The 19,740-nt window shown below is 60.2% G+C and carries 14 protein-coding genes; 8 read left to right on the forward strand and 6 right to left on the reverse strand.

Going from position 1 to position 19,740, the window contains the following annotated elements; translation table 11 throughout:
• Positions 1-16 precede the first annotated feature (16 nt).
• Complete coding sequence (locus NWV16_RS13680) at positions 17-382, reverse strand: response regulator (protein WP_260519459.1); 366 nt, start codon at positions 380-382, stop codon at positions 17-19.
• Between the two features lie 264 nt (positions 383-646).
• On the opposite strand from NWV16_RS13680, the gene NWV16_RS13685 reads away from it, so the two are divergent.
• From NWV16_RS13685 to NWV16_RS13705, 5 genes are read left to right on the forward strand one after another with little or no spacing between them, the layout of a single operon-like run.
• Positions 647-4,132 (forward strand): response regulator, encoded by a 3,486-nt coding sequence (locus NWV16_RS13685; protein WP_260519460.1) that lies wholly within the window; start codon positions 647-649, stop codon positions 4,130-4,132.
• Positions 4,132-4,965 carry a protein-glutamate O-methyltransferase CheR gene (locus tag NWV16_RS13690; RefSeq protein WP_260519461.1) on the forward strand — a complete coding sequence of 278 codons (834 nt, stop codon included), beginning with the start codon at positions 4,132-4,134 and terminating at the stop codon, positions 4,963-4,965. The genes NWV16_RS13685 and NWV16_RS13690 overlap by 1 nt, the downstream gene beginning before the upstream one ends.
• On the forward strand, positions 4,962-5,555 hold the full coding sequence (locus NWV16_RS13695; RefSeq protein WP_260519462.1) for a chemotaxis protein CheB: 594 nt from the start codon (positions 4,962-4,964) through the stop codon (positions 5,553-5,555). The genes NWV16_RS13690 and NWV16_RS13695 overlap by 4 nt, the downstream gene beginning before the upstream one ends.
• Positions 5,549-6,763, forward strand: a complete 1,215-nt coding sequence (locus NWV16_RS13700) for a hybrid sensor histidine kinase/response regulator (protein WP_260519463.1) — start codon at positions 5,549-5,551, stop codon at positions 6,761-6,763. The genes NWV16_RS13695 and NWV16_RS13700 overlap by 7 nt, the downstream gene beginning before the upstream one ends.
• Before the next feature lie 44 nt (positions 6,764-6,807).
• Entirely contained in the window at positions 6,808-7,185 is a 378-nt protein-coding gene (locus tag NWV16_RS13705) for a response regulator (protein ID WP_007954537.1), read from the forward strand.
• Positions 7,186-7,198: 13 nt separating this feature from the next.
• Here NWV16_RS13705 and NWV16_RS13710 read toward each other — a convergent pair whose 3' ends face one another.
• From NWV16_RS13710 to NWV16_RS13720, 3 genes are all read right to left on the reverse strand, one after another.
• Positions 7,199-8,869, reverse strand: coding sequence for an ATP-binding protein (locus NWV16_RS13710; RefSeq protein ID WP_260519464.1), 1,671 nt, complete (start codon positions 8,867-8,869; stop codon positions 7,199-7,201).
• Positions 8,866-10,368: an ATPase domain-containing protein gene (locus tag NWV16_RS13715; protein ID WP_260519465.1), complete on the reverse strand. Its 1,503-nt coding sequence runs from the start codon at positions 10,366-10,368 to the stop codon at positions 8,866-8,868. Before NWV16_RS13715 ends, NWV16_RS13710 begins: the two co-directional genes overlap by 4 nt.
• A 137-nt stretch (positions 10,369-10,505) precedes the next feature.
• A complete protein-coding gene (locus NWV16_RS13720; protein ID WP_260519466.1) occupies positions 10,506-11,561 on the reverse strand; it encodes a tetratricopeptide repeat protein in 1,056 nt (351 codons plus the stop codon).
• 191 nt (positions 11,562-11,752) lie between these two features.
• Between NWV16_RS13720 and NWV16_RS13725 the strand changes: the two genes are divergently transcribed.
• The 3 genes from NWV16_RS13725 to NWV16_RS13735 are packed head-to-tail and all read left to right on the forward strand — an operon-like array spanning position 11,753 to position 15,063.
• A complete protein-coding gene (locus tag NWV16_RS13725; RefSeq protein ID WP_260519467.1) occupies positions 11,753-13,888 on the forward strand; it encodes an FUSC family protein in 2,136 nt (711 codons plus the stop codon).
• A complete protein-coding gene (locus tag NWV16_RS13730) occupies positions 13,878-14,078 on the forward strand; it encodes a DUF1656 domain-containing protein (RefSeq protein WP_260519468.1) in 201 nt (66 codons plus the stop codon). Before NWV16_RS13725 ends, NWV16_RS13730 begins: the two co-directional genes overlap by 11 nt.
• Positions 14,079-14,082: 4 nt before the next feature.
• Positions 14,083-15,063, forward strand: a complete 981-nt coding sequence (locus NWV16_RS13735) for an HlyD family secretion protein (protein WP_065257898.1) — start codon at positions 14,083-14,085, stop codon at positions 15,061-15,063.
• A gap of 58 nt (positions 15,064-15,121) precedes the next feature.
• Here the strand turns inward: NWV16_RS13735 and NWV16_RS13740 are convergent, their stop codons facing one another.
• Complete coding sequence (locus NWV16_RS13740) at positions 15,122-16,543, reverse strand: efflux transporter outer membrane subunit (RefSeq protein WP_260519469.1); 1,422 nt, start codon at positions 16,541-16,543, stop codon at positions 15,122-15,124.
• Positions 16,540-19,731, reverse strand: a complete 3,192-nt coding sequence (locus NWV16_RS13745) for an efflux RND transporter permease subunit (protein WP_260519470.1) — start codon at positions 19,729-19,731, stop codon at positions 16,540-16,542. Before NWV16_RS13745 ends, NWV16_RS13740 begins: the two co-directional genes overlap by 4 nt.
• Positions 19,732-19,740 lie beyond the last annotated feature (9 nt).

The raw sequence follows: 19,740 nt of genomic DNA on the forward strand, positions 1-19,740 counted from the left end.
GCTGAGACGCGGTGTGTCACTGTTGATTCAGAATGCTTTTCACCTTGTCGCGCAATTGATCGATCGAGAACGGTTTGCCGATCACGTGCATATCCGCCGGCACTTCAATGGTCTCGGCATAGCCGCTGGCGAACAGAATCGGCAGGGCCGGACGCACGTTGCGCGCTTCGCTGGCCAGTTGACGACCATCCATGATCGGCAACCCGACGTCGGTCATCATCAGATCGATGTGCTGATTCACATCCTGAATGATCGCCAGGGCCTGTTCGCTGCCATCAGCTTCCAGCACCTTGAAGTCCAGTTCCTCCAGCACGTCGACGATCAGCATGCGCACTATGGTGTCGTCTTCTACTACAAGGATGGTGGGTGTGGCGGTGGACATAGTGGCGGCTCTCAAGAAAGGGGGGGCGATGGCGCCGGTCGAAGGATTTTGCCGGGCTCTTGCATGAGTAAGTGGCGCATGGCCACAAGTTCCCGAATGGATACAAAAAAGAACAGCGGCAGACGGGCAGGCAGGATAACCGTTGGCTGGCGATTCGGTGCAGGCAAATATGAGAAAACAGTGCTAACACTGTGAGAAAAATGGATCCATGCCGCCGTTTTGGGGCAAACTCCCTGGTTTTCGACAGTTCGACAAGGCTGCCACATGTCCACTCCGTCTTCGGTTGATGAGCAACGCTTTCGCAAACTCCTGAGCCGTAACGTCAGTCTGCCTTTGGGCGTCGGCGTCATCAGCGCCGTATTTTTTGTTTCATTGATCAGTTATCTGTTGTCGACGATCCAGTGGGTGGAGCACACCGACCGGGTCATCAATAACGCCAACGAAGCGGTGAAACTCACGGTCGATCTGGAAACCGGCATGCGCGGTTTCCTGCTCAGTGGCGATGAACATTTCCTCGATCCCTATGAAACCGCCAAACCGCGTATCGCCGTGGCACTCGACACCTTGCTGGAACTGACGGCCGACAACCCGGTTCAGACCGACCGCCTGCGTCGCCTGCAAGCGCTGCAGACCGAGTGGGCGACCTACGCACAATCGATGATTGACCTGCAGCGCGCCAGCGGTGACTACAAGGGTGCAGTCAAGGCCGGTCGCGGCAAGCGCCTGACCGATGAAATCCGCAAGCAATTCGAAGACGTGATCGACACCGAGCAGACGTTACGCACCACCCGTAACGAAGATGTGCGCCGGACCACGATCTGGAGCATCAGTCTGTACCTGTTGTTCATTGCCGGCATCAGCGGTTTGCTGGCCTATATCGGCCGTCGCGATCTGCTCAGTCTTTCCAGCAGCTACGGCGCCAATCTGGCTGCACAGCAGGCCAGCGCCGAACGCCTGGAGCAGCAGGCCTGGTTACGCACCGGCCAGACGGAGTTGGCCGAGCAGGTGCTGGGGCAACTGACGCTCAATCTGTTGGGGCGCAATATTCTGCAATTTTGTGCGCAATACCTGGGCACTGCCGTGGCGGCGTTGTACGTGCGCGAAGAACATGGCGGCCTGAAGCGTGTGGCGACTTACGGTTTCTCCCGTGAGCAGGAACAGCAGGAACAATCCCTCTATAGCGACGAAGGCATTGTCGGGCAGGCGGCGCAGCAGGCGCGGCTGATTCGTCTGGATTCGGTGCCGGCCGATTATTTCAAGGTCAGTTCCGGCCTGGGCGAAGGCTTGCCGCACAGTGTGCTGGTGGTGCCGACCAGCGATGACGACCGGGTCAACGGTGTGATCGAACTGGGCTTCCTGCGTCCGCTGACCGAACGTGATGTGGCGCTGCTGGAACTGATTGCCGGCAACATCGGCACGTCCATCGAGGCTGCGCGTTATCGCCAGCGTCTGCAGGAAGTGCTGGCCGAAACCCAGCAGTTGAACGAAGAGTTGCAGGTACAGCAGGAAGAGCTGAAAACCGCCAACGAAGAGCTGGAAGAACAGTCGCGGATTCTCAAGGAGTCCCAGGCGCATCTGGAAACCCAGCAAGTGGAGCTGGAGCAGACCAACGAGCAACTGGCTGAACAGGCGCTGACCCTGGCTGAGCAACGTGATGCCATGGACCGCAAGAACACTGAGCTCAATCAGGCCCAGGTGCAGCTGGAAGAGCGCGCCGAAGAATTGCAGCGTTCGAGCAAATACAAGTCTGAATTCCTGGCCAACATGTCCCACGAACTGCGCACGCCGCTGAACAGTTCGCTGATCCTGGCCAAGCTGCTGGCGGAAAACCCGCAGGAAAATCTCAGCGCCGAACAGGTGAAGTTCGCCGAATCGATCTACTCCGCCGGCAACGATCTGCTCAACCTGATCAACGACATTCTCGATATTTCCAAGGTCGAAGCCGGCAAACTGGAAGTGGTTCCGGAAAACACCAGCGTGGCACGTCTGGCCGACAGCCTGCGCAGCGTGTTCGAACCGTTGGCGGCAGACAAGCAACTGGCGTTCGACGTTGAATTGCAGCCCGATGCGCCGATGACGCTGTTCACCGACCGTCAGCGCCTGGAGCAGGTGATCAAGAATCTGCTGTCCAACGCCGTGAAATTCACCGAGCACGGCAAAGTCAGCCTGACCATCGCCGGCCAGCCGGACGAGCGCATTGCCTTTATCGTGCGCGATTCGGGGATCGGCATCGCGGCGGATCAGCAGGAAAGCATTTTCGAGGCGTTCCGTCAGGCCGACGGCACCACCAACCGCAAGTACGGCGGGACCGGATTGGGACTGTCGATTTCCCGGGACCTGGCGACGTTGCTGGGTGGTTCGATCAGTGTCAGCAGCGCACCGGGGCAGGGCAGCGTGTTTACCCTGGTATTGCCGCAGCACTACAGCGAAGGGGCCGAAAAGGCGCTCGCACCGTTGACGCTGGCACCGCCCGCGCCGGTGGCCGCACCGAATTCGGAAGTCTCGCCGCTGGCGTCCGTTGAAATCCCGCGTTTCAACGACGACCGTAACAAGGCGCCATTCGATACGCGCTGCATTCTGGTGGTGGAAGACGAGCCGAACTTCGCTCATATCCTGTACGACCTGGCCCATGAGCTGGGTTACCAGTGCCTGGTGGCCCACGGCGCCGATGAAGGTTACGACCTGGCGAAAGACTTCGCCCCGGATGCGATTCTGCTGGACATGCGTCTGCCGGATCACTCCGGTCTGACCGTCCTGCAGCGTTTGAAAGAACACGCCGAAACCCGGCACATTCCGGTGCACGTGATTTCCGTGGAAGACCGCGTCGAAGCGGCCATGCACATGGGGGCCATCGGTTACGCGGTGAAACCGACCACCCGCGAAGAGCTCAAGGATGTGTTTGCGCGTCTTGAAGCCAAGCTGACCCAGAAGGTCAAGCGCGTGTTGTTGGTCGAAGACGACGACCTGCAGCGGGAAAGCATCGCCCGGCTGATCGGCGACGACGACATCGAAATCACCGCTGTCGGCCTGGCCCAGGACGCGCTGGAGCTGCTGCGCACGACGATCTTCGATTGCATGGTCATCGACCTGAAGCTGCCGGACATGCTTGGCAACGAACTGCTCAAGCGCATGTCTACCGAGGACATCTGCTCGTTCCCGCCGGTGATCGTCTATACCGGGCGCAACCTGACCCGCGACGAAGAGGCCGATCTGCGCAAGTATTCGCGTTCGATCATCATCAAGGGCGCGCGCTCGCCGGAGCGCTTGCTGGACGAGGTGACACTGTTTCTGCACAAAGTCGAATCGCAGTTGTCCCATGAACGGCAGAAGATGCTCAAGACCGCCCGCAGCCGCGACAAGGTCTTCGAAGGCCGTAAGGTGCTGCTGGTGGACGACGATGTACGTAACATCTTCGCCCTGACCAGTGCGCTGGAAACCAAGGGCGCAGTCGTGGTGATCGGTCGTAACGGCCGTGAAGCGATTGAAAAACTCAATGAAGTCGAGGACATCGATCTGGTGCTGATGGACGTGATGATGCCGGAAATGGATGGTTTTGAAGCCACCATGGAAATCCGCAAGGATCCGCGCTGGCGCAAGCTGCCGATCATCGCGGTGACGGCCAAGGCCATGAAGGACGACCAGGAGCGCTGTCTGCAGGCGGGCGCCAATGATTACCTGGCCAAGCCCATCGACCTGGATCGCCTGTTCTCGCTGATTCGCGTGTGGTTGCCGAAGATGGAACGCATTTAGTGGAACGCAGTTATCCAGCCGAACGAAACAGTGAAATCGAATTGCGCTTGCTGATCGAGGCCATCTACCTCAAATACAGCTATGACTTTCGTGACTATTCCGGCGCGTCCATCAAGCGCCGGGTGCAACATGCGCTGAGCCAGTTCGAATGCGCGACCATTTCGGCGTTGCAGGAGAAAGTCCTGCATGATCCGACCGCCTTCATGCAACTGCTGCAACTGCTGACGATTCCGGTCAGTGAGATGTTCCGAGATCCGTCGCACTTTCTGGCGATCCGCCAGGAGGTGGTGCCGCTGCTCAAGACCTATCCGTCGATCAAGATCTGGATTGCCGGCTGCAGCACTGGCGAGGAAGTCTATTCGATGGCGATCCTGTTGCGCGAAGAAGGTCTGCTCGATCGCACGATCATCTACGCCACCGACATCAATCCGCGCTCGCTGGAGAAGGCCAAGCAGGGCATCTTCTCGATGGAGAACGTGCGTGCCTATACCGCCAACTACCAACAGTCCGGCGGCTTGCGTTCGTTCGCGGACTACTACACGGCGGCCTATGGTTACGCGATTTTCGACAAGAGCCTGTGCGAGAACGTGACGTTTGCCGATCACAGCCTGGCGACGGATAGCGTATTCTCCGAAACTCAATTAATTTCATGTCGTAACGTATTGATTTATTTCAACAAAAAACTTCAGGATCGTGCGTTCGGGTTGTTCCATGAATCGTTGTGTCACCGTGGTTTTCTGGTACTGGGCAGCAAGGAAACGCTGGATTTCTCCGGCTATTCCAACCAGTTCGAACCTCTGGTGAAACAAGAACGGATCTACCGCAAATCATGAACCGTGCAGTGGATCTGCCCAAGGTGGAGGCGATTGTGGTCGGAGCCTCGGCCGGTGGTGTCGAAGCCTTGATGACGATGCTCGGTGAACTGCGGGCAGGCTTCTGTCTGCCGATCATTATCGTGCTGCACCTGCCGGAAGAACGACGCAGCCAGCTGGCCGAGGTGTTTGCCCGGCGGTTGGCGCTGCCAGTCACTGAGGCCATGGACAAGCAGGACATCAAGCCCGGCACGGTGTATTTCGCCGCACCCGGTTACCACTTGTCCGTGGAACTGGATCGCAGCCTGTCGCTGAGTCTGGAAGACCGACTGCATCATTCGCGGCCGTCGATCGATTTCCTGTTCGAGTCCGCCGCCGATGCCTACGGCGAGGCGCTGGCTGCCGTGCTGCTGACCGGGGCCAATCAAGACGGTGCGCAAGGCTTGGCGCAGGTCAAGCGCCACGGCGGGCTGACCATCGTTCAGGATCCGCAAGACGCCCTGGTGGCGACCATGCCCGAGGCTGCACTGAAAATTCATCAACCGGATCACATACTTCCCATCCACGGCATCGGCCGTCTGCTTGTCGAGCTGGAACGAATCGCATGCTGAGTAATATCCAGGCAAAACTGCTGATCGTCGACGATCTGCCCGAGAACCTGCTGGCGCTCGAGGCCCTGATCAAACGAGAAGATCGCACCGTGTACAAAGCGCTGTCGGCGGACGAGGCGCTGTCGCTGCTGCTACAACATGAGTTCGCCATGGCCATCCTCGATGTCCAGATGCCCGGCATGAACGGCTTCGAGCTGGCCGAACTGATGCGCGGCACCGAGAAAACCAAGAACATCCCGATCATCTTCGTCAGTGCCGCCGGTCGTGAGCTGAACTACGCGTTCAAGGGCTATGAAAGCGGGGCGGTGGACTTCCTGCACAAACCGCTCGATATCCATGCGGTGAAGAGCAAGGTCAATGTCTTTGTCGACCTCTATCGCCACAGCAAGGCGATGAAACAACAAGTGGAAGCGCTGGAGCAGAGTCGCCGCGAACAGGAGGCGTTGCTTCAACAGTTGCAGAGCACCCAGGGCGAACTGGAGCAGGCGGTGCGGATGCGGGACGATTTCATGTCGATCGTCGCCCATGAAGTGCGCACGCCGCTCAACGGCCTTATTCTCGAGACTCAGTTGCGAAAAATGCATTTGGCCCGTAATAACGCCGCCGCGTTCACCCTCGACAAGATGCACGCCATGGTCGACCGCGACGAGCGGCAGATCAAGAGCCTGATCCGTCTGATCGAGGACATGCTCGACGTGTCGCGAATCCGTACCGGCAAACTGTCGATCCGCCCGACCCGGTTCGATCTCGTGCAACTGGTGGACAATCTGCTGCAAAACTTCGCCCAGCAGATCGAAGCGGCCGAAACCGAGGTCAGCTTCACTGCAGACGGCCCGGTAGAAGGGCACTGGGACGAGTTTCGTATCGAGCAGGTGGTCACGAATCTGCTGACCAACGCCTTGCGTTATGGCGGCAAGAGTCCGATCAAGGTCCGGGTTTATCGTGAAGGCAATGAGGCTCGGGTGGAAGTCGCGGATCGGGGCATCGGCATCAGCGAAGAGAACCAGAAACGCATTTTTCAACAGTTCGAACGGGTCTCCGCCAAGACGGTGGTCGCCGGTCTCGGGCTGGGTCTGTTCATTTCCGAGCAGATCGTCGCCGCCCATGGCGGCTCCATCGTCGTCGAAAGCAAGATCAACGAAGGCGCCCTGTTTCGCGTTTGTCTGCCGCTCCAGGAAAACGGCGAAACAAACGCAACCTCTGAGTGACCACACGGTCGTATCAGCAGCTATTGACCGAACAAAGGCTTCCCATGAGCGTAGATGCACAAGATGTAGTACTCGTCGTCGAGGACGAACCGGTGATCCTGATGGTGCTGACAGACTATCTGTCGGGACAGGGCTATCGCGTATTGCAGGCCGAAAACGGCGAGCAGGCGTTCGAGATTCTGGCGAGCAAGCCGCATCTGGACATGTTGATTACCGACTTTCGCTTGCCGGGCGGAATATCCGGCGTGCAGATCGCCGAACCTGCCGTCAAATTGCGCCCTGACCTGAAGGTGATCTTCATCAGCGGCTATCCGCAGGAAATCCGCGAGACCGGCAGCCCGATCACCCGTCGGGCGCCAATTCTGGAGAAACCGTTCGACCTGGACGTGTTGCAGGAAAAGATTCAGGAATTGCTGGCCTGAGGCGTCAAACGCCTCAGTTCTTGATCATTTCCCGCACCTTCGACGTCAACAGATCGAAGGTGAACGGCTTGGTGATCATCTGCATGCCAGGGTCGAGAAACCCGCCGCGAACCGCGGCGTGCTCGGCGTAGCCGGTGATGAACAGCACTTTCAATTCAGGCCGGTATTGCCGGCCGATTTCCGCCAGTTGCCGACCGTTCATGCCTGGCAGGCCGACATCGCTGATCAGCAGGTCGATGCGTTGCGCGGAATCGAGGATAGGCACGGCGCCGTCGGCGTCGCTGGCTTCGACAAATCCATAACCCAACTCGCTCAATACGGCGCTGACCAGTACACGCACGGCCGGGTCGTCTTCGACGATCAGCACGGTTTCGCCTTCCTGCGCTTCGGGCATCTGTTCCGTATCTACAGGCGTGTGGGGCAGGGATTCACCCTTGAAGCGCGGCAGATAGAGTCTGACCGTCGTGCCCCGGTCGATTTCGCTGTCGATCGAAACGTGGCCGCCGGACTGCTTGCTGAAACCGTAGATCATCGACAGGCCCAGCCCGGTGCCCTGACCGATGGGCTTGGTGGTGAAAAACGGATCGAACGCGCGATTGATGACGCTCTCCGGCATGCCGCAACCGTCGTCGCTCACGCTGAGCACCACATAATCGCCAGGGTTCAAATTGCTGTAAGCGTCGGTGAAGTCGCTGTCCAGCACCTGATTGCCCGTCTCAACCACCAGATTGCCGCCGTCGGGCATCGCATCACGGGCATTGATCACCAGGTTGAGCAGGGCGCTTTCCAGTTGATTGGGATCCGCCTCGGCCACCCACAATTGATCGTGCAGGCGCATGTCCAGCTGGATGCTCTCGTTGAGGCTGCGTTGCAACAGCTCACCCATCGATTGCACCAGATCATTCATCTGCACGGCTTTGGAATCCAGCGACTGCCGGCGGGAGAATGCCAGCAGGCGGTGCGTCAGGCCGGCGGCGCGGTTGGCGGAAGTCACACCCAGGTCGATCAGACTGTCCAGGTCTTCCAGACGCCCGCGAGCCAGACGCCGGCGCAACAGTTCAAGGCTGCCGATGATGCCGGTCAGCATATTGTTGAAATCGTGGGCGATACCGCCGGTGAGCTGGCCGACCGCTTCCATTTTCTGCGACTGACGCAGGGCTTCTTCGTTATGGCGCAGTTGTGCGGTGCGTTCTTCGACCTGCTGCTCAAGGGTTTCCAGGATCGATTGCAGGCGCAGCTCACTGTTGCTCAGGTCGATCAGGCGGTCGCGAGCCTCGTACTGTCGTCGTCGCCCGCGCAATGCGGTGGAAACGAGGCTGATCAACGTCGCAGGATGGAAGGGACGCTCCAGAAATGTCACGTTGCCGAGCAGTTCACTGAGCTGCGAGGAAGGGCTTCGATCGGAACCTCCATGATGGGTCAGTAAAACGATCGGCAGGTCCGACCACGCCGGTTGCTGTTCCAGATACAGCAACAATCCCTCCAGACCTGCGTCACGAAGGGCCTCGGTTGCGATCAGCAGCAGACCCGCTCCGGCTTCGAGCTCGTGGCAGAGCTTGGTGAAATCGGGGGTGATCGTGCCGCCATAGCCAGCCTCGTTGAGAATCATCAACGCGATCTGACTGTCCCGACCCTGTGGCGTCAGAATCAATGTCCGTTCGGTCAGCGGCATTGCAAGGGTCACAAGTCGGCATCCTTGAGCAACGGTTTGCTTTCGCCGAGGTAGGTCGGCACACCTCGCAGTACGCCCTGAAAGGCGTCCAGAGGCTCACCGATGGTCAGCCCTTCGGAGGAAATACGGTATTCGCGAATGGTGGATTCGTGGCTGCCGGTGCGCTTTTTGATGATTGAAATGGCCCGACGGACCTTGCCCAAGGCTTCGAAGTAGCGCAGCAGGATGACCGTGTCGGCCAGATAGGTGATGTCCACGGGCGCCTGCATCTCTCCGACCAGGCCATGCTGGGCCACCGTGATGAACGTGGCGGCGCCCTGACGGTTCAGATACAGCAACAGTTCGTGCATATGCAGAACGAGCGCGTTCTCTTCCGGCATGGCAGCCTGATAACCATTGAGGCTGTCGATAATGACGGTCTTGATCTCGCCTTCGTCGACACAACGTCGCACGCGATGGGAGAACTCGCCGGGGGACAGTTCCGCGGCGTCCACCTGTTCAATCAGCAGATTGCCGGTGGCCTGCAGGGCATTGAGATCGATGCCCAGGCCCTTCATGCGTTTGAACAGCAGACCCAGTTCTTCATCGAAGATGAACAGCGCCGCTTTCTCTCCACGGGCCACCGCCGCCGTGGCATAGACCATGGCCACCAGTGACTTGCCGGTACCTGCCGGGCCGAGGATCAAGGTGCTGGAGCCCGCTTCGACGCCGCCGCCCAGCAGATCGTCCATCTCGCTGATGCCGCTGCTCATCGATCTTCGCGAGTAGTCGGTTTTGTGTTCCGCCGCCACCAGACGCGGGAAGACGTGTACGCCATCGCTCAGAATGGTGAAGTCATGAAAGCCGCCACGATATTTCTGGCCACGGTATTTCACCACCCGTGCGCGCCGACGCTCCGCCCCATAGTTGGGGGTCAGTTCTTCCAGGCGAATCACGCCGTGGGCGACGCTGTGAACGGTTTTGTCGAGGGACTCGGCGGTCAGGTCGTCCAGCAGCAGAACGGTGGCGTCGTAGCGGACGAAATAGTGTTTGATCGCCAGAATCTGTCGACGGTAACGAAGCGAGCTCTGTGCCAACAGACGGATTTCCGAAAGGCTGTCGAGCACCACGCGAGTCGGCTTGAAACGTTCGACCACTTCGAAAATCTGCCGGGTGGCTTCGCCCAGCTCCAGGTCCGAAGAATAGAGCAGGCTCTGTTGATGCTCGGCGTTGAGCAGGTTTTCCGACGGCGTCAGCTCGAAAATCTCGATATTTTCGTCCAGCGCCCAGCCGTGGGAGGCCGCGCCCTGGCGCAACTCCCGCTCGGTTTCCGACAGCGTGATGTACAACGAGCGTTCACCGGCACGGGCACCGGCCAGCAGAAAGTGCAACGCAATCGTCGTCTTGCCGGTCCCGGGTTCGCCCTCCAACAGAAAAACGTGACCACGAGACAAGCCACCGGCCAGGATATCGTCCAGTCCTTCGATGCCGGTGGCGGCCTTGGCACTGATCAACTCGTTCGATGTAGACAAGAAATGTCCTCTCATAAACAGGGAAACGAGGCAGCGGCGGTGCACGCCGTTCAGGGCTGCCTGATTAACTTGACCTTTTGACGGGGTGACGGTTCCGATTTTATTGCCAGAGATGTCCGGAGGCTGTCAATTATCGCTCACAGACCCTGCTGCAGGGCCGGGTCGTCCGGGTTCATCTGTTCGAGCTGGGCCAGCAGAATCTGCACATTCTGCAACTGACCGCTTTCCTTCCAGTAATTGATCAGCAGGACCCGGGCCTTGCGGTCGGCGGGGTGGCGCTGGACGATCTCCTGCAATTGTTTCTGCGCAGCCTCCAGTTCCTCGGCGCTGTGCAGTGTGGTGGCGAGGTCGTAGCGATAATCCTTGTTGTCGGGCTCCAGCTCCACGGCCTTGGACAGGCCGAGCAGGGCGAACTCGCGTTGGTCGTGATGCAGCAGCCATAGGCCCAGAGCATGTTGCAGATAGGCGGAGTCGGGCTGGGCCTTCAGTTGCCTGGCCAGCAGTTGGCGGGCGGCATCGCTCTGGCCCTGGCGGTCGAGTACCTCGATTTGCATCACCAGCGCCGGCAGGTTGCCGGGGTCCAGGCGCAAGGTCTGGTCGAGATCCTCCTGGGCCTGTTTGAGCTCGGCGTTGTGCAGATGCAGGCGCGCCAGCTGGACGAAGTTGTCGGCGCTTTCCGGCTGACTTTGCAGGGCCAGCTCCCAACCGTCGATGCCTTGTTGCAACGGCGCGAAATACAGCCCCAGTTGATCCGGCGACAGGCCAAGCAGCGCATTGATCGCCGCAAATCGCACGGCCTGATCCTCATCGTCCAGCAACGGACCCAGCAGAAGGCTGCGTTGTCCGCCTGGCACCAGACCGGTCACGCTCCTGATCGCCGCCATTCGCACTTCGGGTGACGGGTTCTGCAGATCGGCATCGGCCAGCTTCAGGGCCTGAGGACTCGGGTAATTGGGCAGTTCGGCATGCAGCCAGACACGCCGTTTGACGGTCAGGTCGGGGCGTCCCAGTTGCTGATACAACATCCTGGCGGCTCCCGGATGCCCGGAGCGGGCAGCAGACAGCGCTTCGCTGTAACCATGCCTGATCGCTTCCGGCACTACCGGAGCGGTGCTGCGCAGGGACAGCCAGGCAATCAGGAGGATGACCACGAGGCCAAGACTGATGAGCAAGTAGCGGCGGGACTGAGGCATGCAGGTATCCGAAGCATTCCATTGACGCAGAGGGAGCAAGCTTCGGTCAGGCGACGCCGTGAGTCAAACACTGTGCCCGACACGACCCACCGCGTTTGGTGAATAGGCCTACAGGATTTGTCGCCTGCCGAAACCCTCCAGCGCTTGAAGCAGTGACTACGCTTGGTGAACCTCCTTCGATGAGCGTGTCCATGCAAGCCCTGTTCAGTTACTTCAAGGCAGTGATCCATCCAGGTCAGGCGGTATTGCTATTCGCCCTGCGCACAATCGCGGCCGGACTGCTCACGTTGTACCTGGCGTTTCTGTTCGATCTGGATCAGCCCAAGTGGTCGATCATGGCGGTGGTCATCATCAGCCAGCCACTGGCCGGAATGGCACTGGCACGCAGTTTCGGGCAGGTCATCGGCACCACCCTCGGCGCGGCGGTCGCCGTATTGATCATGGCGATCTTTCCCCAGGCGCCGTTGCCCTTCATTGCGACCCTGGCGCTGTGGCTGGCCCTTTGCACCGCCGGTGGCACCCTGTTGCGCTACACCAGTTCTCAGGCCTTCGTGCTGAGCGGCTACACCGCCGTGGTGGTGGCGCTGCTGGCGATTCCGGATCAGGACGGCACCTTTTTGCTGGCGGTCACGCGGGTAACGGAAACGCTGCTGGCGGTGGCCTGCGTGTGTATCGTCAGCTTGCTCACGGCCCGGCCGGAGGCGGTTTCCCGCAACTATTTCGCGAAAGTCGATCAGGTGATCAAACTGGTCGCCACCCATGCCGCTGCAGTAATCCGTACGGAGGAAAGCGAGGCTGAGTTCCAGCGCCGGCAAATGCTGCTGCTCGGCGAAATCAGCGCCCTGGAAGGGCTGCGGCGACATTTGTATTTCGATGCTCCGCGCCTGCGCAGCGCCAACAATCTGGTATTGCTGCTGGGCAATCAACTGATGTTGCTCACCTCGCGCCTGACCGCCCTGCGTCATCAACGTCAATTGTTGACCGAGCGCTGGGAAGGTGACCTGCCACTTGAGGTTCAGCGCCTGCGCGCCGATGAGCTGGCATTTCTCGATGAACTGGCTCGCCACGGACGTTCATTGCCGCAAGAGACGCGGCATCGACTGGTCATTCTGCAACAGCAGTTCGAGCAACTGGCCTACAGGGCCGAACAACTGACGGAGGACATGAGTGCGACGCTGCGCTCCCTCGCATGGGCGCTGCGTTGGGAGCAGGCGCGGCTGCTGCAACAGATCGAGCAGATCCTCGAGCTGAGCGAGGCGATACAGGACGGGCGGGAGGCCAGTTGCATGTTCCGTGGCCAGTCCAGTCCTTTGCACCTGGATTTCACCCTGGCGACCATGAACGCGATTCGCGCCTTCAGCGCCCTGTTGATCGCCGGGCTGATCTGGATCGAAACCGCCTGGGATGGTGCCCGTGGCGGAATGATTCTGGTCGGGATCCTGTGTTCGCTGATGGCGACGTTTCCGCGCCCCTTGATCGCAGCACAGAGTTATGCCCGGGGGCTGGGCCTGGCACTGGTGGTTTCGGCGCTGTATCAGTTCATGCTGGTGCCGGCGGTCAGCGACTTCGAATGGCTGGCCTTGCTGCTTGCGCCGTTGCTGTATGTGATTGCGGTCGGGCTGGCCAGTCCGGCTACCGCAGGCATCGGGATGGGGTTGGGGCTGTCGAGTTTCCTGATGCTGGGCCCCCAGAATGTCGGCACAGGCCAGAACACGGCCATTCAATGGTTCGAGTTCGCCGGCGCCTACGTCAGCGCGGCGATGCTGGCCTTGATCGTGTATGCGTGGATCTTTCCGTTCCGTCCGGTGTTGCGGATACGCCGGCTCTACAACGAAGCGCGAGAGCAGGTCTATCAATTGACCAGGCTGCCTGCCACGGACGAACAGCAATTCGCTTTTGAAAGCCGCATGGTCGATCGCCTGACAACGATGCTGGGGCTGTTGCCGGCAGCGAACGATCCGGACATGCAGCGACGTTATGAAATCAGCCTCGGCTGTGTGGCACTCGGTGTCGCCACTTTCCAGCTCAGGCAGCAAATGCAGACCAATACCTTATTGTCGGATGCCTTCAGCCAACAATTGATGGCGGCCCTGCGTCAGACCGGGCGTTTCGTCGCCGGTCGGCCGGACGCCAACTTGAAACCCTTGCTGACGACACTGCATGGACTGGGCGACGGGCTGGATGATCTGCATGTCGCGACCCATGAACACCTGTGGTCCGTTTTTCGTATGCGCGTGGCGTTACTGATCGTCGTGTCGTTTCTTGAACGCCATGGCGAGTACATGCAGCACCACGTCCCTGAAGGAGTACCTGGCCTTGCCCATTGATTTCGAGATTGGCGGCGTCTACCTGCCGCCCATTGCCCAGGCGTTGATTCTGGCCATCCCGATCTTTCTGTTGCTGGACTGGGGATTGCGTCGTCTTGGCGTGTTGCGTCTGGTCTGGCATGAAGCGCTGTTCGAAGGCGCTCTGTACGCCTGTGTGTGTGCCACATTGATTTTGCTGATGGGAGCCTGAGGCCTTGAAGACATTGCTCACCCGATTGACGACATTGGCGGTGGTGCTGTTGGCCATCGTGCTCGGCTGGTTCGCCTGGGAGCATTACACCCGGGCACCCTGGACCCGGGATGCGCGGGTGAGGGCGGACGTGGTGACACTCTCGGCGGACGTTTCCGGGCGCATTGTCAGTCTGGCCGTGCAGGACAACCAGCACGTTGAAAAAGGGCAACTGCTGCTGGAAATCGACCCGGCCCGCTACAGCCTGGCCGTCGAGCATGCCAAACGCTCGGTCGAAGTGGCGAGGGCCACACTGGGGCAGTCCCGGGCATCCATCGTGGCCAGCGAAGCCTTGCTCAAACAGCGCGAGAGCGAGGAACGGCGCAGGCGCACGCTCAAGCAGGGGTTTGCGATATCAGGTGAGGAGTGGGAAAAGTCCAGCACCGACGTGGCCGTGGCCCAGGCTGACCTGCTGCGCAATCAGGCCAATCTGGGGCTGGCCGAAGCCAACGTGCAACTGGCTGTTGCAGCACTGACCCAGGCAGAGCTGGACTTGCAGCGTACCCGGGTCGAATCGCCGGTCAGCGGCTACGTCACCAACCTGTTGACCCGGCAGGGCGACTACGCGGTGGCCGGCAGTGCATTGCTGGCACTGGTGGACAGTGATTCGTTTTACGTCAGTGGCTATTTCGAGGAGACCAAGCTGCCGAGGATCGAAGAGGGCGACCGCGTACGGATCGAGCTGATGAGCGGAGAGCGGTTCGGCGGCACCGTGCAAAGTATCGCGTTCGCCATCGCCGATCGGGAAAACGCGCCGGGCAGCCGGCTGCTGGCCAACATCAACCCCAGCTACACCTGGGTGAAACTGGCGCAACGGGTGCCGGTGCGGATCGGCATCGACCCTGACTATGCGGGCAAGGACCGTCTCCGGGCGGGCACGACTGCCACCGTGACCGTTCTGGAAAACCACGACAGACAGGCACAAAAAAGCCCCGCGACCGAATGATACGCGGGGCAAAAAATTGGTTGGTTGCGGCCAACCAAAGGAGCTCTTTGAAAACCTGTTACTTGCTGGCGACCGTTTCCGGTTGCCAGCCGCCACCGAGGGCCTTGTAGATCGCCACGATGCCGCGATACAGATCGACTTCGGCCTGGGCCTGGCTGTCTTCGGCATTCAAACGTTCACGCTGGGCGTCGAGCAAAACCAGGAAATCGGTGGTGCCTTCGCGATAGCGGATCTCAGCCAGATCGGCGGCCTTGCGGCTCGATTCACTCTGACGAATCAGCGAGATCAAACGTTGCTGGCGTTTGCCGTAGTCGCTGAAAGCGTTCTCGGATTCTTCCAGTGCCAACAGCACTTGTTGCTCGTAGGTCGCCAGCGCGCCCTCGGCGTCGGCATCGGCACCGCGCAAGCGGGCCCGCACGCTGCCAAGGTCGAACGCTGCCCAGGTGATGCTCGGGCCCAGTGCCCAGGCGTTGGCCGCCGAGGAACCGATCTGCGAGCCGCGCCCGGCAGTCCAGCCGAGAAAGCCGCTGAGGCTGACCCGTGGGAACAGGTCGGCCTTGGCCACACCGATACGCGCCGTGGCGGAAGCCAGTTTGCGTTCGGCGCTGAGGATGTCCGGACGACGTTGCAGCAGTTCACCTGGATCACCGATCGGCAATGCCTTGGCAATGGCAGGCAAGTCCTTCGGGCTCAGATCGACGGTCAGCTTGTCCGGACGCTCGCCCAGCAAGGTCGCGATGCGGTTTTTCTGCCGGACCTGTTCGGCCTGCAATTGCGGCACGCTGGCTTCGACTGAGGCCAGACGGGCATCGGCGCGTTCGACATCGAGCTGGTCGCCAACGCCGGCGTCACGCAGGCTGATGGTGATCTTGCGCGATTCCTGCTGGTTTTCCAGGTTGGCCAAGGCGATCTTTTCCCGCAGCTGGGCGCCGCGCAGTTGACCGTAGGCGTCCACCAGTTCGGCAATCATGGTGACTTGCAACTGGTACAGATCGGCTTCGGCAGCCTGCTGATCGGCTTCGCTGGCTTCCAGGTTGCGCTGGATGCGACCAAACAGGTCGATCTCCCAGGCCATGTCCAGCCCCAGGTCATAGCGTTCACTGTTGACCCGTCGGGTGGTCTGGCCGGGGATCTGTCCCTTGCCCAGATTGCTGCTGGCGCGGCTGGTGATGGTCGGCATTGCATCGTTGCTGACATCGTCGCGGATGGCCCGGGCTGCTTTCCAGCGAGCGAAGGCCACGCGCAACTGACGGTTGCCCTGCAGCGACTGGGTCACCAACTGGTTAAGGGTCGGATCGTCGAACTGTTGCCACCAGATGCCTTCGAACTTCGAACGATCAAAGTTCTTCTGGCCGGCGGCACCGTCGGAGGCGGCCGTGATGTTGGCTGCCTCCGTGGCCGGGGTCTTGTAGTCGGGGCCGACGGCGCAGGCACTCAGGGCCAGCACCAGCAGACTCGGCAGGAAGACTTTCAGACTCATGGGTGCGCCTCCAGTGGCTTTTGAAGATTGTTCGCCTTGGCCGCTTTGCGAGCTTCGCTGCGCTCCACGAAGTTGCGGATCAGGACGTAGAACACCGGCGTCAGCAACAGGCCGAAGAAGGTCACCCCGAGCATCCCGGAGAACACTGCCACGCCCATGGCATGACGCATCTCGGCACCGGCACCACTGGAGAGCACCAGCGGCACGACACCCATGATGAAGGCCACCGAGGTCATCAGGATCGGCCGCAGACGCAGACGGCAGGCTTCCAGTACCGCAGCCAGCGGGCTGAGGCCTTCCTGCTGTTTATCCTTGGCGAACTCGACGATCAGGATCGCGTTCTTGCACGCCAGACCCACCAGTACGATCAGGCCGATCTGGGTGAAGATGTTGTTGTCACCGCCCGATGCAATCACACCGGTGATGGCCGACAGCAGCGTCATCGGTACGATCAGGATCACCGCAAGCGGCAGGCTCCAGCTTTCGTACTGCGCGGCGAGTACCAGGAACGCCAGCAATACGCAGAGCGGGAACACGAACAATGCAGTGTTGCCGGCCAGGATCTGCTGGTAGGTCAGGTCGGTCCACTCGTAGGTCATGCCGTTCGGAAGTTCATCCTTGAGCAGTTTCTCGATGGCCGCCTGAGCCTGACCGGAGCTGTAGCCCGGAGCCGCCGCACCGTTGATTTCCGCAGTGATGAAACCGTTGTAATGCATCACGCGATCCGGGCCCGAGGTGTCACTGACCTTGATGAAGGTCGCCAGCGGGATCATTTCGCCCTTGTTGTTGCGCACTTTCAATTGACCGATCTGGTCGGATTCGAGCCGGAACTGCTGTTCGGCCTGAACGTTGACCTGATAGGTGCGTCCGAAGCGGTTGAAGTCGTTGGCATACAGCGAACCCAAGTAAATCTGCAGGGTGTCGAAGATGTCGCTGACGGCCACGCCGTGGGTCTTGGCCTTTTCCCGGTCGATGGCGGCATCGATCTGCGGCACGTTCACGGTGTAGCTGGTGAACAGGTTGGCCAGCTCCGGAACATTGTGGCTCTTGGTGATGATGTTCATGGTTTCCTTGTACAGCTCCTCGTAGCCCAGGTTGCCCCGGTCTTCGATTTGCAGGCGGAAACCACCGATGGTGCCCAGACCTTGTACCGGCGGCGGCGGGAAGATCGCCATGTAGGCTTCCTGGATCCCGGCGTACTGGCCGTTCAAGGCACCGGCAATCGCACCGGCGGACATGCTCGGATCCTTACGCTCTTCGAACGGTTTCAACGTCACGAACACGATGCCGGCGTTCGGACTGTTGGTGAAACCGTTGATCGACAGGCCCGGGAAAGCCACGGCACTTTCCACGCCTGGCTGTTTCAGCGCCAGGTCGGACATGCGCTTGATCACATCTTCGGTGCGGTCCAGGCTCGCGGCGTCCGGCAGTTGCGCGAAGGCCACCAGGTATTGCTTGTCCTGACCGGGTACGAAACCGGTTGGCGTGCTGGAGAAACCGAAGAAAGTCAGCACCATCAGGCCTGCGTACAGCAACAGGGCGATGCCGCTGCTGCGGATGACCCGGCGCACGGTACCCACGTAACCATGGCTGGCCTTTTCGAAGAAGCGGTTGAAGGGACGGAACAGCCAGCCCCCCAGCAACTTGTCCAGCACTCGGGAGAACCGGTCCTTCGGCGCGTCGTGGCCCTTGAGCAGTACCGCGGCCAGAGCCGGCGACAGGGTCAGCGAGTTGAAGGCCGAGATCACCGTCGAAATCGCGATGGTCAGGGCGAACTGCTTGTAGAACTGGCCGGTCAGGCCGGAAATGAATGCCGCAGGCACGAACACGGCGCACAGCACCAGTGCCGTGGCGATGATCGGGCCGGTCACCTCACCCATGGCCCGTTGGGTTGCTTCGAACGGCTTGAGCCCCAGTTCGATGTTTCGCTCGACGTTTTCCACCACCACGATGGCGTCGTCCACCACGATACCGATCGCCAGTACCAGACCGAACAAGGACAGGGCATTGAGCGAGAAGCCGAACAGGTGCATCACCGCAAACGTACCGATCAGCGATACCGGCACCGCCACCAGCGGAATGATCGACGCACGCCAGGTCTGCAGGAACAGGATCACCACCAGAACCACGAGGATCAGTGCTTCGAACAGGGTGTGAACCACCGCTTCGATGGAACCGCGCACAAAGATCGTCGGGTCATAGACGATGCTGTAGTCCATGCCTTGCGGGAAGTTCTTTTTCAGCTCTTCCATCTTGCCGCGAACTTCGTTGGAAATTTCGATGGCATTGGAGCCCGGGCGCTGGAAGATCGGGATCGCCACGGCCGGCTGATTGTTCAGCAGCGAACGCAGGGCGTATTGGCTGGAACCCAGCTCGACACGGGCGATGTCTTTCAGACGAGTGATCTCACCGTTATCGCCTGCGCGAATGATGATGTTCTCGAACTCTTCCTCGGACACCAGGCGGCCCTGGGTGTTGATCGACAGTTGAAAGCTCTGGGCATTCGGCGCGGGAGGTGCGCCGAGCTGACCGGCCGCCACCTGACGGTTCTGTTCGCGAATGGCCGTCACCACATCCGTGGCGGTCAGGTTGCGCGAAGCGGTCTTGTTCGGGTCGAGCCAGACCCGCAGCGAGTAATCGCCCATACCGAACAGCTGCACGTCACCGACACCACCCAGGCGTGCCAGCTCGTCCTTGATGTTGAGGATCGCGTAGTTGGACAGGTACAGCATGTCGTAGCGCTTGTCCGGCGAGGTCAAGTGCACAACCATGGTCAGGTCGGGCGAAGCTTTGTCGACGGTGATACCAATACGCGTCACTTCCTCGGGAAGTTTCGGTTCGGTGCGGGTCACACGGTTCTGAACCTGCACCTGGGCGTTGTCCAGGTCGGTGCCCAGGGCGAAGGTGATGGTCAGGGTGATCTTGCCGTCGGCGGTCGACTGCGAGGACATGTACAGCATGTTCTCGACGCCGGTGATGGCCTGTTCCAGTGGAGCGGCCACGGTTTCACCGATGACTTTGGGGTTGGCGCCCGGGAAGTTGGCACGCACCACCACGGTTGGCGGCACGACTTCCGGGTATTCGCTGATCGGCAGCTGGAACAGCGAGATGGCGCCGGCGATCAGGATCAGCAGCGAAAGCACCGCTGCGAAGATCGGCCGTGAAATGAAGAATCGGGAAAAATTCATCGGAGTTGT

Origin of the sequence: Pseudomonas sp. BW7P1, from assembly GCF_024981055.1 — a bacterium.
GTDB classification, from domain to species: domain Bacteria; phylum Pseudomonadota; class Gammaproteobacteria; order Pseudomonadales; family Pseudomonadaceae; genus Aquipseudomonas; species Aquipseudomonas bananamidigenes.

What these genes read in the sequence shown, in the direction of transcription:
- NWV16_RS13680 (WP_260519459.1), bottom strand. Translation starts at nt 382, where the DNA reads ATGTCCACCGCCACACCCACCATCCTTGTAGTAGAAGACGACACCATA.
- NWV16_RS13685 (WP_260519460.1), top strand. Translation starts at nt 647, where the DNA reads ATGTCCACTCCGTCTTCGGTTGATGAGCAACGCTTTCGCAAACTCCTG.
- NWV16_RS13695 (WP_260519462.1), top strand. Translation starts at nt 4,962, where the DNA reads ATGAACCGTGCAGTGGATCTGCCCAAGGTGGAGGCGATTGTGGTCGGA.
- NWV16_RS13700 (WP_260519463.1), top strand. Translation starts at nt 5,549, where the DNA reads ATGCTGAGTAATATCCAGGCAAAACTGCTGATCGTCGACGATCTGCCC.
- NWV16_RS13705 (WP_007954537.1), top strand. Translation starts at nt 6,808, where the DNA reads ATGAGCGTAGATGCACAAGATGTAGTACTCGTCGTCGAGGACGAACCG.
- NWV16_RS13720 (WP_260519466.1), bottom strand. Translation starts at nt 11,561, where the DNA reads ATGCCTCAGTCCCGCCGCTACTTGCTCATCAGTCTTGGCCTCGTGGTC.
- NWV16_RS13725 (WP_260519467.1), top strand. Translation starts at nt 11,753, where the DNA reads ATGCAAGCCCTGTTCAGTTACTTCAAGGCAGTGATCCATCCAGGTCAG.
- NWV16_RS13740 (WP_260519469.1), bottom strand. Translation starts at nt 16,543, where the DNA reads ATGAGTCTGAAAGTCTTCCTGCCGAGTCTGCTGGTGCTGGCCCTGAGT.
- NWV16_RS13745 (WP_260519470.1), bottom strand. Translation starts at nt 19,731, where the DNA reads ATGAATTTTTCCCGATTCTTCATTTCACGGCCGATCTTCGCAGCGGTG.